The organism is Pseudomonas sp. 14A (assembly GCF_018132745.1).
Taxonomy (GTDB): Bacteria; Pseudomonadota; Gammaproteobacteria; order Pseudomonadales; family Pseudomonadaceae; genus Aquipseudomonas; species Aquipseudomonas mercuritolerans.
The window spans coordinates 88,525-100,330 of the sequence record NZ_JAGRQJ010000014.1 but is presented as its reverse complement, the minus strand read 5'-3'; the positions used below and the strand labels follow the sequence as shown (position 1 = coordinate 100,330).

Annotated in this window: 10 protein-coding genes and 1 pseudogene; 5 read left to right on the top strand and 6 right to left on the bottom strand. The window is 61.5% G+C overall.

Features of this window, described 5'->3' with window-relative positions:
- The first annotated feature begins 176 nt into the window (after positions 1–176).
- The gene (locus tag PS14A_RS15105; protein ID WP_212616623.1) at positions 177–893 is read left to right on the top strand and encodes a dienelactone hydrolase family protein; all 717 of its coding nucleotides are present in this window, start codon (positions 177–179) and stop codon (positions 891–893) included.
- Here PS14A_RS15105 and PS14A_RS15100 read toward each other — a convergent pair.
- On the bottom strand, positions 883–1,440 hold the full coding sequence (locus PS14A_RS15100; protein WP_212616622.1) for a hypothetical protein: 558 nt from the start codon (positions 1,438–1,440) through the stop codon (positions 883–885). The two genes, PS14A_RS15105 and PS14A_RS15100, sit on opposite strands and share 11 nt — an antisense overlap.
- 84 nt (positions 1,441–1,524) lie before the next feature.
- A complete protein-coding gene (locus tag PS14A_RS15095; protein WP_212616621.1) occupies positions 1,525–2,298 on the bottom strand; it encodes a hypothetical protein in 774 nt (257 codons plus the stop codon).
- 146 nt (positions 2,299–2,444) lie between these two features.
- Here PS14A_RS15095 and PS14A_RS15090 point away from each other — a divergent pair, with 146 nt between their 5' ends.
- The 4 genes and pseudogenes from PS14A_RS15090 to PS14A_RS15075 form a co-directional block, all read left to right on the top strand.
- Positions 2,445–2,981, top strand: coding sequence for a chalcone isomerase family protein (locus PS14A_RS15090; protein WP_212616620.1), 537 nt, complete (start codon positions 2,445–2,447; stop codon positions 2,979–2,981).
- An 80-nt stretch (positions 2,982–3,061) separates the two neighbouring features.
- Positions 3,062–4,381 (top strand): Nramp family divalent metal transporter, encoded by a 1,320-nt coding sequence (locus PS14A_RS15085; protein WP_212616619.1) that lies wholly within the window; start codon positions 3,062–3,064, stop codon positions 4,379–4,381.
- Between the two features lie 166 nt (positions 4,382–4,547).
- Positions 4,548–5,768 (top strand): putative DNA modification/repair radical SAM protein, encoded by a 1,221-nt coding sequence (locus tag PS14A_RS15080; protein ID WP_024013352.1) that lies wholly within the window; start codon positions 4,548–4,550, stop codon positions 5,766–5,768.
- A pseudogene (locus PS14A_RS15075) lies at positions 5,765–6,580 on the top strand (TIGR03915 family putative DNA repair protein); the annotation flags it as partial. The gene PS14A_RS15080 and the pseudogene PS14A_RS15075, both read left to right, overlap by 4 nt.
- Positions 6,581–6,859: 279 nt before the next feature.
- On the opposite strand, the gene PS14A_RS15070 reads toward PS14A_RS15075, so the two are convergent.
- The 4 genes from PS14A_RS15070 to PS14A_RS15055 all read right to left on the bottom strand — a co-directional run bounded on the left by PS14A_RS15070 (position 6,860) and on the right by PS14A_RS15055 (position 11,806).
- A complete protein-coding gene (locus PS14A_RS15070) occupies positions 6,860–7,879 on the bottom strand; it encodes a branched-chain amino acid aminotransferase (RefSeq protein ID WP_137214846.1) in 1,020 nt (339 codons plus the stop codon).
- 215 nt (positions 7,880–8,094) lie between these two features.
- Complete coding sequence (gene lpdA, locus PS14A_RS15065; RefSeq protein ID WP_130910810.1) at positions 8,095–9,468, bottom strand: dihydrolipoyl dehydrogenase; 1,374 nt, start codon at positions 9,466–9,468, stop codon at positions 8,095–8,097.
- A 4-nt stretch (positions 9,469–9,472) separates the two neighbouring features.
- Positions 9,473–10,747: a dihydrolipoamide acetyltransferase family protein gene (locus PS14A_RS15060; RefSeq protein ID WP_212616618.1), complete on the bottom strand. Its 1,275-nt coding sequence runs from the start codon at positions 10,745–10,747 to the stop codon at positions 9,473–9,475.
- Positions 10,748–11,806, bottom strand: coding sequence for an alpha-ketoacid dehydrogenase subunit beta (locus PS14A_RS15055; RefSeq protein WP_003224000.1), 1,059 nt, complete (start codon positions 11,804–11,806; stop codon positions 10,748–10,750).

Below are 11,806 nucleotides of genomic sequence, written 5' to 3'. Positions count from 1 at the left end.
GCGGTGAAGGTGCGGGCCTCTTCGCGAGCAGGCTCGCTCCCACAGGGGGAACGCATTTCAACGGTGGGAGCGAGCCTGCTCGCGAAAGGGCCATCAGCCACTCCACAAAATTTGGATCCTCAGCCGAGAATGTTAGGCTCCCCCGCGAACCCGACACTCTGTGAAGGAACGCTGCAATGCTCAAATTGTTCGCCCTGCTGACCCTGCTCGCATCCACCGCCGTCCACGCGCAAACCACCCTGCAATCCGATCTGCCGCTCAAATACCTCGAACAGGTCCATGCCGACGCTGAACCACGTCCGCTGGTGATTTTCCTGCACGGTTACGGCAGTAACGAGGCCGATCTGATCGGCATGAAATTTCAGCTGCCAGCGCAGTACAACTACCTTTCCGTGCGCGCACCGATGACGTTGGGTGAAGGACGTTTCCAGTGGTTTCGCAAGAAAGGTGAAGGCGCCTACAACGGCGAGACCGATGATCTGAAGGTCAGCGGCCAGAAGCTGCGCGACTTTATCGCCCAGGCGGCGAAGAAATATCACGCCGCGCCGGACAAGGTGTACCTGATCGGCTTCAGCCAGGGCGCGATGATGAGTTACGAAGTGGGCCTGCGCGCGCCAGCGGTCGTGGGCGGGTTTGCCGCGTTGAGCGGGCGCTTGTTGCCGGTGCTCAAAGCCGAACTCAAGCCCGGGCAAGCGCCACTGCCGCTGAGCATATTTATCGGCCACGGCACCGCTGATGATCCGGTGCCTTACCGTCACGGCACCGAGGCCAACGCGCTATTGCACAAGCTCGATTACAAACCCGAGTTTCACGCGTATCCGGGCGTCGGCCACAGCATCAGTGCGGCCGAATTGCGCGATTTGAACGGCTGGTTGCAGCGGCTCAATCCTTGACGATGGCTTTGACCAAAGCATCGTGACCCTTCTTGTCGCTGGCGCGGGAAATCACCTGCACCAGCGCCATCTTCGTTCCCGAGCCGGCCAGCAGCGTGGTATTCAGGGTTTGGCCACCACCCTGGGTGGCGGTGCTGTCAACCTGACGCAGACCCAGGCCGGTGCCTTTTTGGGTCAGGCTTTTCTCGCTGAGTTTGTTGAAGTCCGGCAGAGCCTTGCGCTGATCATCGATGAAACTCGACACGCTGCCGTCGAGAAACTCACCGTCGTTGTCCTTGACGTTCTGCCCAGCCGGGATCTGGTTTTCGGCGGCGATGACCACGGTCTTGGTGGTCTGGTTGGTGTACATCGTGCCCTTGGCCCCGCTCGGGCTGGTGGGCAGCGGGTCAGCGACAAAGCCTTTGGGCAGGACGAAGGCGAATTTGCCGTCGAGCAGCGTAACCTTCTCGGTTTTGACTTTTTCCTTGGCGGCGTGCGCGCTGATCGCACCGAAACCGGCAACGGCCGCCAGCATCAGGACGACGGCTTTTTTGCTCAACAATGACATCTGAATCTCCGGGAAATGGTCGCGCGAGGCGGGCGATCATCCCACGGAGCGTACCGGGCGTTCCAGCGCGATTCGTCCGGGCGGTTATTGCGCTTGCGCCTTGGCCAATGGCCGCGCCAGCAGACGCCGGGTCACCCCGAGCATCGCCACCGACACTGCCACGCCTACGACAAAACCGCTGAGGCCCATGGTCGGCAGCGTCAAGGCCGACACCAGGCAGAACGCCGAAAACGAATACATGCCGGTCGCCGTTGCGCGCAATAACGCAGCGGTAAACGCCGGGCCGCGGGTTTGTTGCGAGAACACCGCCATGACGCTGCCCAGCACCGGGAACACCGCGAGCAGGCCGCTCCAGCGTTCGCCGACGGTGCTGGCGAGCATCGTCACCACCAGCGTCAGCGCCGCGCCGGCGATCATCCGCCAGATCAGTTTGTCCGACTTCGGTGCCGGCCCGTTCAACACCAGCTGCACCTCGGGGAACAGATAAGGCGAAGCGAGCAGTGCCACCGCTGCCGCAATCACCGAGAACGGCAGGGACGCCGGAATCACCGACAACACCGTCGCCAGCGCGGCCCAAACCGCCAGTGAAATGGTCAACGCCCACGGCCAGTTCGCCCGCTGCGCCACCTGCGCATAAGTGATGCAGAAAGCGATCATCGCGAACATTGCCGACAGCGCCGCGACCGCCGATTGCGCGGCAAATTGCGGCCCTTGTTCGATCGCCAGAAAGAACAGAATCGGCCCGACCACCACTGGCAATCCCGACAGCCACCCGGCCACGCTCGGCCCCCAACGTTTGCCCGCCAGGGAAATCAGCAGGAGAAAACCGGGAATCAGCAGCAGTTTGAGGATCAGCACGCGGGTGTCTCCATCGGGTCAGGATGGGCCACGTTAGCACTGCCACCTGAAGATTGCTGCCTATGTTCGCAATTTTTGTATACAAAAATTCAGGCGTGAATCCAGCTATGCTTTGATCATCAGAATGCAGCGGAGACGATACGGCGATGAACAGAACACCGAAGCTCGTACGAGGCTGTTGTGGCATCGGCTTGTGGGTGCTGTTGCTGACGCCGACGTGGGCCAATTGGCAGGACGCGGTGCCAGGGGCGCAAATCATCGGCAGCGGCGATTTCAGTGTATTCGGCTTCGATGTTTACAGCGCGCGCTTGTGGAGTGCCGCGCGGCCGCTGGCGGACGGCCAGCCGTTTGCACTGGAGCTGATCTACCGGCGCAACATCTCGCGAGACGATCTGGTCAGCACCAGCGTCGATGAGATCAAACGCCTTGCCGGTCCTCGGGTCACTTCAGCGCAATTGGCCGGCTGGCAGGCGCAGATGCAGCAATCCTTTGTCGACGTCCAGGCCGGCACGCGGATTACCGGCGTGTATCTGCCGGGGAAGGGCGCGCGGTTTTTTGTCGGGCAGAAGCTCCAGCATGAGATCGAGGATCCGCAGTTTGCCAAGGCGTTTTTTGCTATCTGGCTGGATCCGCGAACACGCAGTCCCGAATTGCGCGAGCAGTTGCTGGGGGTGAACCCATAGGTTCAGTGATCTTTGCGCTTCAAGGCATCAGGCGAAACGACTAAGCTGCCGGGCTCCCGTTTTTGTTTCTGGATGTGTGCGTGAAATTCAGTTTGCCCAAAATCGCCACCGCGCCGTTTTGCCCGCCGGAAGTGGCCGGCAGTGTTGCGGTCGATCCGACTGCCTCGTTCTTCAAACGTGTGCTGCGCTTCGCCGGCCCCGGTTTGCTGGTGTCGATCGGCTACATGGATCCGGGCAACTGGGCCACCGCGATCGAGGCTGGTTCGCGTTTTGGCTACAGCCTGTTGTTCGTGGTGCTGCTGGCGAGCCTGGCCGGCATGGTCGTGCAGTGCCTGTGTTCGCGGCTGGGCATCGCCACTGGGCGCGATCTGGCGCAGTTGTCCCGCGAGCGTTACAGCACGCGGACCGCGCGCCTGCAATGGATACTGGCGGAAATCTCGATCATCGCCACCGACCTCGCCGAAGTGCTTGGCTGCGCCCTGGCGTTTCACTTGCTGCTCGGTTGCTCGCTGAGTTTCGGCATCGCTCTGACGGCTTTCGACACGCTGCTGGTACTGGCCCTGCAGAACCGGGGATTCCGTCGTCTCGAAGCGATCATGCTGGTGCTGGTCGCGACCATCGGTGTGTGTTTCTTCGTCGAATTGTTGTTGATCAAACCGTACTGGCCAGACGTGGCGCTGGGCTTTAAACCCTCGCTGTCCGCGATCAGCGATGCGGCGCCGCTGTATCTGGCCATCGGCATCCTCGGCGCCACCGTCATGCCGCACAACCTTTATCTACACACCTCGATCGTGCAAACGCGGATGTTCGGCAAGGACCTGGCGAGCAAGCGGGACGCGGTGAAACTGGCGCGGATCGACACCATCGGTTCGCTGGCCCTGGCGCTGCTGGTCAACGCTGCGATCCTGATTCTCGCAGCGGCGGCGTTTCACCAGTCCGGGCACACCGATGTGGTCGACATTCAGGACGCCTATCACCTGCTCGACCCGCTGGTGGGCGGTGCGCTGGCCAGTGTGTTGTTCGGCGTGGCGCTGCTCGCGTCGGGGCAGAGTTCGACCTTCACCGGGACCATCGCCGGGCAGGTGATCATGGAAGGCTATCTGAACCTGCGCATCCCGTGCTGGCAGCGGCGTTTGATCACTCGCGGGCTGGCGCTGATTCCAGCGTTCATCGGCGTATGGCTGCTCGGTGATGGCGCTATCGGCAAGTTGCTGGTGTTGAGCCAGGTGGTGCTCAGCCTGCAACTGCCGTTCGCCTTGTACCCGCTGATCCGCATGACCAACGATCGGCAATTGATGGGGCCGTTCGTCAATCGCTGGCCCACGCGGGTGCTGGCCTGGGGGCTGTTTGTGTTGATCAGCGGGGCGAACAGTTGGTTGATATTGCAGTGGGCGGTTTGATCACTGTGTTGCGGTGACTGGCAGGGCCTATTTGCGAGCAGGCTCGCTCCCACTGGTTGCGCGGTTGGCCGCAATTCAGATGGCCAGCCGACGAGGGGTCATCCATCAACTTGTTTCGCAGCGGGCGAGCCTATACTGTATATGCACACAGTAAAGAGCCCGCGCCATGCAAATCATCGACAAGCTGAGCATCCTCGCCGACGCCGCCAAGTACGACGCCTCCTGCGCCAGCAGTGGTGCGCCCAAGCGCAGCTCTGAAGGCAAGAGCGGGCTCGGTTCGACGGACGGCATGGGCATTTGCCACAGCTACACGCCGGACGGGCGCTGTGTGTCGTTGCTGAAAATCCTGCTGACCAACTTCTGCCTTTATGATTGCCAATATTGCGTCAACCGCCGTTCCAGCGATGTGCCGCGTGCGCGCTTCACCCCGGAAGAAGTCGTGACGCTGACCATGGATTTCTACCGGCGCAACTGCGTCAGCGGCCTGTTTCTCAGCTCCGGGATCATCCGCTCGGCGGACTACACCATGGAGCAACTGGTGCGCGTGGCGAAGCTGCTGCGTGAAGAGCACGAATTTCGCGGCTACATCCATCTAAAGACCATTCCGGAAGCCGATCCGGCCTTGATCGAAGAAGCCGGGCGTTATGCCGACCGCCTCAGCGTCAACATCGAACTGCCCACCGATGCCAGCCTGCAGACCCTGGCGCCGGAGAAGGACATCACTTCCATCAAGCAAGCGATGAACACCATCTACACCGGCGTGCAAACAGTATTGAACGAGCCGCGCTCGGCAAAGTTCGCCCCGGCCGGGCAAAGTACGCAATTGATCGTCGGTGCCGATGACACCGATGACAGCACCATCCTTCACAGCGCCCAGTCCCTGTACGGCAATTTCCGCCTGCGCCGGGTCTATTACTCGGCATTCAGTCCGATCCCCGACAGCCCGAAAAGCGTACCGCTCGCCGCGCCACCGCTGATGCGCGAGCACCGTTTGTATCAGGCTGACTTCCTCCTGCGCAGCTACGGCTACAGCGCTGACGAACTGCTCAAAGGCCCGGGCAATCTGGCGCTCGATATTGACCCGAAGCTGGCCTGGGCACTGGAGAATCGCGAAGTGTTCCCGCTGGACCTCAACCGTGCTGACGCGACGTTGATCGCGCGCATCCCCGGCATTGGCTTGCGCACCACCGAGCGCTTGGTCGAGTTGCGCCGTCAGCGCCGCATCCGTTACGAAGACGTCGCGCGGATGCGCTGCGTACTGGCCAAGGCCAAGCCGTTCATCATCACCAGCGATTACCACCCACAACAGGCGGAAGTCACCAGCCACATGCTCTACCAGCAATTGCGCGACCGGCCGATGCCGCAGCAGATGGGGTTGTGGGGATGATCAGTCTCGATTGTGACGATCTGTTCGACACCTGGCGCCAGCAGGCGCGCTGGTTGCTCAGCCATGAGATCGATCCGAGTCTGGTGAGCTGGGCGGCGGAAGGCGTTGGCGATCTGTTTGCCAGCGATGATCACGTGCCCGAAGGGCAGGGGCCGTTTCAGGCGCGTATCCCGCGCGCGCTGCTCGACACCCTCGAGCACGCGGCGCGCTATCGCGGCGAACAGCGCTGGAGCCTGTTGTATGAAGTCCTGTGGCGCGTCAGTCACGGCGACCGCACGGCGATGATGGCCGGCGACAAACTCGGCAGCGAGTTGCAGCGGCGCATCAAGCAGGTCAGCCGCGAGGCCCATCATCTGCATGCATTCGTGCGTTTCATCGAGCGGCCAAAGGATCTGCCCGGCCCGCAATATGTCGCGTGGCATGAACCGGCCCATGACATTCTGCACAGCGCCAGCGAGCATTTCATCGGGCGCATGGGCCAGCATCGCTGGTTGATCGCCACACCGCGTGACGGCGTTTATTACGACGGTGAGCAATTGATTCACGAGCGGCAGTGCCCGATTGAATGGCAGCAACTGGCGCAGAACGTCGACGACCCCCACGGCGATTTGTGGTTGACCTACTACAGCCACATCTTCAACCCGGCGCGGTTGAACCCGAAGGTCATGCAAGGACATTTGCCGGTGCGGTTCTGGAAGAATCTGCCGGAGGGCGAATTAATACCGGGATTGATCACCCAGGCGCGGATGGGCAAGCAGCAGAATGGGCAGGCGAGCGGGATTGCTGATCGGACGGGTAAACGCATTACCTCCAAAAATCAAAAGCAAACCCTCACCCCAGCCCTCTCCCGGAGGGAGAGGGAGCCGACCGAGGTGTTCTCGCAAAATACATCGACGTGAATCACCGAGTCGAACTCAGTTTTGAAAAGCACACGGATCGGCTCCCTTTCCCCCTCGCCCCCACTGGGGGAGAGGGCTGGGGTGAGGGGGAAAAGATCTCCAGCCTTACACAAAAAAAACCAACAACCACAATCAAAAAAGCCCCCCACCAATCACTCGGTGGAGGGCTTTTGAGCATCAGCAGTCGTCAGATCAAACCTTGACGATCCAGCCCGCTGGCGCTTCGATGTCGCCGGTCTGCACGCCAGTCAACTCTTTGTAGAGCTGATGGGTCACCGGGCCTACCTCGGTTTCGCTGTGGAACACATGCAGGTGATCGTTGTAGCTGATGCCGCCAATCGGCGTGATCACCGCAGCGGTACCGCAGGCACCGGCTTCCTTGAAGTCCGACAGCTTGTCGATCAGCACGTCGCCTTCAACCACTTCCAGGCCCAGACGCGATTTGGCCAGTTCGATCAGCGACAGGCGGGTGATGCCTGGCAGGACCGATGGTGAGTTCGGGGTGACGAACTTGTTGTCGTGGGTGATCCCGAAGAAGTTGGCCGAACCGACTTCCTCGATCTTGGTGTGGGTCATCGGATCGAGGTAGATCGCGTCGGCAAAGTTGGCTTTCTTGGCTTTCGAGCCCGGCATCAGGCTGGCGGCGTAGTTGCCGCCGACCTTGGCCGCACCGGTGCCTTGCGGGGCCGCGCGGTCGTAGCTGGAGATCTGGAAGTTGTGCGGGGTCAGGCCGCCCTTGAAGTAGGCGCCGACCGGGATGCAGAAGATCGAGAAGATGAACTCGGGCGCGGTGCGTACGCCGATGTTGTCACCGACGCCGATCACGAACGGGCGCAGGTACAGCGCGCCGCCGGTGCCGTACGGCGGGATGAAACGCTCGTTGGCGCGAACCACGGCTTTGCAGGCTTCGATGAACTGCTCGGTGTCGACCGTCGGCATCAGCAGGCGCGCGCAGCTGCGTTGCATGCGCAGGGCGTTCTGGTCCGGGCGGAACAGGTTGATCGAGCCGTCCTTGCAGCGATAGGCCTTCATGCCTTCGAAGCACTGCTGACCGTAGTGAAGGGCAGTGGAGCCTTCGCTGATGTGCAGGACGTTATCTTCGGTCAGGGTGCCTTTGTCCCACTCGCCATCGCGAAAGTACGACAGATAGCGCTTGTCGGTCTTGATGTAGTCAAAACCCAGCTTGTCCCAATTGATGCTTTCGTTACCCATGACACCCTCTATCACTGAACAACCGCCGAAACGGTTCAAGGCTTCTGACGTTTTTTTGGATGGGCACAACAATACTTCATTCTTGAGCGGTTTCGCAGCCCGGACTATCTGATGACACTCAGATAAATAGTGTTGCCCTCAAGAATTCGCGAGCAGGCTCGCTCCCACAGGGGAATGCATTGCAAGTGTGGGAGCGAGCCTGCTCGCGAAAGGGCCTACAGATGCAGCGCATGCCCCAGTGCCCGCAACGCCGCTTCCTGCACCGCTTCGCCCAAGGTCGGGTGGGCATGAATGGTGCCGCCGATGTCTTCCAGGCGCGCGCCCATCTCCAGGCTCTGCGCGAATGCCGTCGACAATTCGGAAACCCCGACTCCCACCGCTTGCCAGCCGACAATCAGATGATTGTCGCGACGTGCGACCACGCGGACGAAGCCGCTTTTCGATTCCAGGGTCATTGCGCGGCCGTTGGCGGCGAACGGGAAGCTTGCAACGATGCAGTCCAGCCCGGCAGCCTTGGCCTCGTCCGGAGTTTTGCCGACCACCACCAGTTCCGGGTCGGTAAAGCACACGGCGGCGATGGCGGTCGGGTTGAATTCGCGGCGCTTGCCGCTGATCAGCTCGGCAACCATTTCGCCCTGAGCCATGGCGCGGTGGGCGAGCATCGGTTCGCCGCTCACGTCGCCAATGGCGTAGACGTTGCGCATGCTGGTCTGGCAACGGCTGTCGATCCTGATCGCCGAACCGTTCATGTCCAGGTTCAACGCCTCGAGATTGAAGCCTTGGGTGTTGGCTTTGCGACCGACGGCAACCAGTACCTGATCGGTTTCCAGATTGAGGGTTTCGCCTTCGGGATCGCGCACCTGCAACGTGCCGTCGAAGCCCAGCACGCTGTGCTTGAGGTACAGCTTCACGCCCAGCTGCTTCAGCGCTTCATGCACCGGTTGCGTCAGTTCTGCGTCATAGGCCGGCAGAATCCGGTCCTGCGCCTCGACCACGCTGACTTCGGCACCGAGCTTGCGATAGGCGATGCCCAGCTCCAGGCCGATGTAACCACCGCCGACCACCACCAGACGCTTCGGCACAGCCGTCGGCGCCAGCGCTTCGGTGGAGGAGATGATCGGCCCGCCAATCGGCAGGATCGGCAGGTTGACGCTGGTCGAACCGGTGGCCAGCACCAGATGTTCGCACTGGATACGCGTATCGCCGACTTCCACGGTTTTGCCGTCGATGATTTTCGCCCAGCCGTTGATGACCTGAATCTTGTTTTTCTTCAACAGCGCGGCGACGCCAGTGGTCAGGCGATCAACGATGCCGTCCTTCCACTCGACGCTTTTGCTGATGTCCAGGGTCGGCGCGGCAACGCTGATGCCGAGCGCCGAATGCTGGCTGTGATGCTGCGTCTGATGAAACTGCTCAGCCACATGAATCAGCGCTTTCGACGGAATGCAGCCGATATTCAGGCAGGTGCCGCCCAACGATTGGCCTTCGACCAGGATGGTCGGGATGCCCAGTTGCCCGGCGCGGATCGCCGTGACGTAACCGCCGGGGCCGCCGCCGATGATCAGCAAAGTGGTGTTCAAAGTCTGCATTCCATTACTCCACAAACAAGGTGGCGGGTTGTTCGATCAAGCCACGGATGGCCTGGATGAAAAGCGCCGCGTCCATGCCGTCGACCACGCGGTGATCGAAGGAGCTGGAGAGGTTCATCATCTTGCGGATCACCACTTGGCCTTTGACCACCATCGGCCGTTCGACGATTTTGTTCACGCCGACAATGGCCACTTCCGGCAGATTGAGCACCGGCGTGCTGACAATGCCGCCCAGCGCACCGAGGCTGGTCAGAGTAATGGTCGAACCGGACAGCTCATCGCGGCTGGCCTTGCCACTGCGCGCGGCGTTGGCCAAACGCGAAATTTCCGCGGCGCTGTCCCACAGGCTGCGCGCCTCTGCATGACGCACCACAGGCACCATCAGGCCGACATCGCTTTGCGTGGCGACGCCGACATGCACCGCACCGAGGCGGGTGATGACTTGCGCTTCGTCGTCGTAACGGGCGTTCATCTGCGGGAAGTCGCGCAGGGCCACCACCAGCGCGCGAACAAGGAACGGCAACAAGGTCAACTTGCCTCGGCTGGCGCCATGTTTTTCATTCAGGTGCGCTCGCAGTTCTTCGATCGCGGTGACGTCGATTTCCTCGACATAGCTGAAATGCGCTGCGCGCTGCGTGGCGTCCTGCATGCGCTGGGCGATCTTGCGGCGCATGCCGATCACTTGAATCTGTTCTTCGTCGTTGCGCTGAGCGTACGCGGCGCCAACTGGTGCCGAAGCGTTCGACTGACCTTGCGCCAGATAGGCTTCAAGGTCTTCGTGCAGCACACGACCGGCCGGGCCGGTGCCGCGCACCAGACGCAATTGAATGCCCAGATCCAGCGCATGTTTGCGCACGGCCGGCGATGCGAGCGGGCGTTCATCCGCTTCGCGAGCAACCATCGGGCCTTGGCAAACGGCAGCCGGACGTGGTGCGGCGGTTGCGGCGGGTTTGCTTTCGACAGCGGCTTCAACTTTCGGCGCAACCGGTGCTTCTTTGACAGCCGCGGGTGCGGCGGACTCTTTAAGGTTGCCGGCTCCTTCGACTTCGATGCTGATCAGCACACTGCCGACCGCCATCACTTCACCCGGCTGACCACCAAGGGCGATCACCTTGCCATGCACCGGCGACGGAATATCGACCATCGCCTTGTCGGTCATCACATCCGCCAGCACCTGGTCTTCAACCACCAGATCGCCAACCTTGACGTGCCACTGCGACAGTTCTACTTCTGCGATGCCTTCGCCAATGTCCGGCATCTTGATAACGTGCGTGCCCATTCAGACCTCCATGACCCGTTTCAACGCCGCGCCCACGCGGGACGGCCCTGGGAAATACGCCCACTCCTGCGCGTGCGGGTAGGGAGTGTCCCAACCGGTGACGCGTTCGATCGGCGCTTCCAGGTGATGGAAGCAATGTTCTTGCACCAGCGACACCAGCTCGGCGCCGAAACCGCAGGTGCGGGTGGCTTCGTGAACCACCACGCAGCGGCCGGTTTTCTTCACCGACTTGACGATGGTTTCCAGGTCCAGCGGCCACAGGCTGCGCAGGTCGATGACTTCGGCATCGACGCCGGATTCTTCGGCAGCGACTTGCGAGACGTATACGGTGGTGCCGTAGGTCAGCACGGTCACGTCCTTGCCCGGGCGAGTGATCGCAGCAACGTCCAGCGGCACGGTGTAGTAACCGTCCGGCACCTGGGCTTGCGGGTGTTTCGACCACGGGGTTACCGGGCGGTCGTGATGGCCATCGAACGGGCCGTTGTACAGGCGTTTCGGCTCAAGAAAGATCACCGGGTCATCGTTTTCGATGGAGGCGATCAGCAGGCCTTTGGCGTCGTACGGGTTGGACGGCATCACCGTGCGCAGACCGCAGACCTGAGTGAACATCGCCTCGATGCTCTGGCTGTGGGTCTGGCCGCCGTAGATGCCACCGCCGCATGGCATGCGCAGGGTCATCGGTGCGGTGAACTCGCCGGCCGAGCGATAACGCAGGCGCGCTGCTTCGGAAATGATCTGGTCGGAGGCGGGGTAGACGTAGTCGGCGAACTGGATTTCGGCGACCGGACGCAAACCGTAGGCGCCCATGCCGACGGCGACGCCGACGATGCCGCTTTCCGAAATCGGTGCGTCGAACACCCGCGAAGTGCCGTACTTGGTCTGCAGGCCTTCGGTGCAGCGGAACACGCCGCCGAAGTAGCCGACGTCCTGACCGAACACGACGACGTTGTCATCGCGCTCAAGCATCACATCCATGGCCGAGCGCAGGGCCTGGATCATGGTCATGGTGGTCGTGGTCATGGCGGTTTCCAACTGAATATTGTTGTTGTGATCGTTCAT

Coding starts and splice junctions, on each gene's coding strand:
- PS14A_RS15105 (WP_212616623.1), top strand. CDS start 177: ATGCTCAAATTGTTCGCCCTGCTGACCCTGCTCGCATCCACCGCCGTC.
- PS14A_RS15100 (WP_212616622.1), bottom strand. CDS start 1,440: ATGTCATTGTTGAGCAAAAAAGCCGTCGTCCTGATGCTGGCGGCCGTT.
- PS14A_RS15090 (WP_212616620.1), top strand. CDS start 2,445: ATGAACAGAACACCGAAGCTCGTACGAGGCTGTTGTGGCATCGGCTTG.
- PS14A_RS15080 (WP_024013352.1), top strand. CDS start 4,548: ATGCAAATCATCGACAAGCTGAGCATCCTCGCCGACGCCGCCAAGTAC.
- PS14A_RS15070 (WP_137214846.1), bottom strand. CDS start 7,879: ATGGGTAACGAAAGCATCAATTGGGACAAGCTGGGTTTTGACTACATC.
- lpdA (WP_130910810.1), bottom strand. CDS start 9,468: ATGCAGACTTTGAACACCACTTTGCTGATCATCGGCGGCGGCCCCGGC.
- PS14A_RS15060 (WP_212616618.1), bottom strand. CDS start 10,747: ATGGGCACGCACGTTATCAAGATGCCGGACATTGGCGAAGGCATCGCA.
- PS14A_RS15055 (WP_003224000.1), bottom strand. CDS start 11,806: ATGAACGATCACAACAACAATATTCAGTTGGAAACCGCCATGACCACG.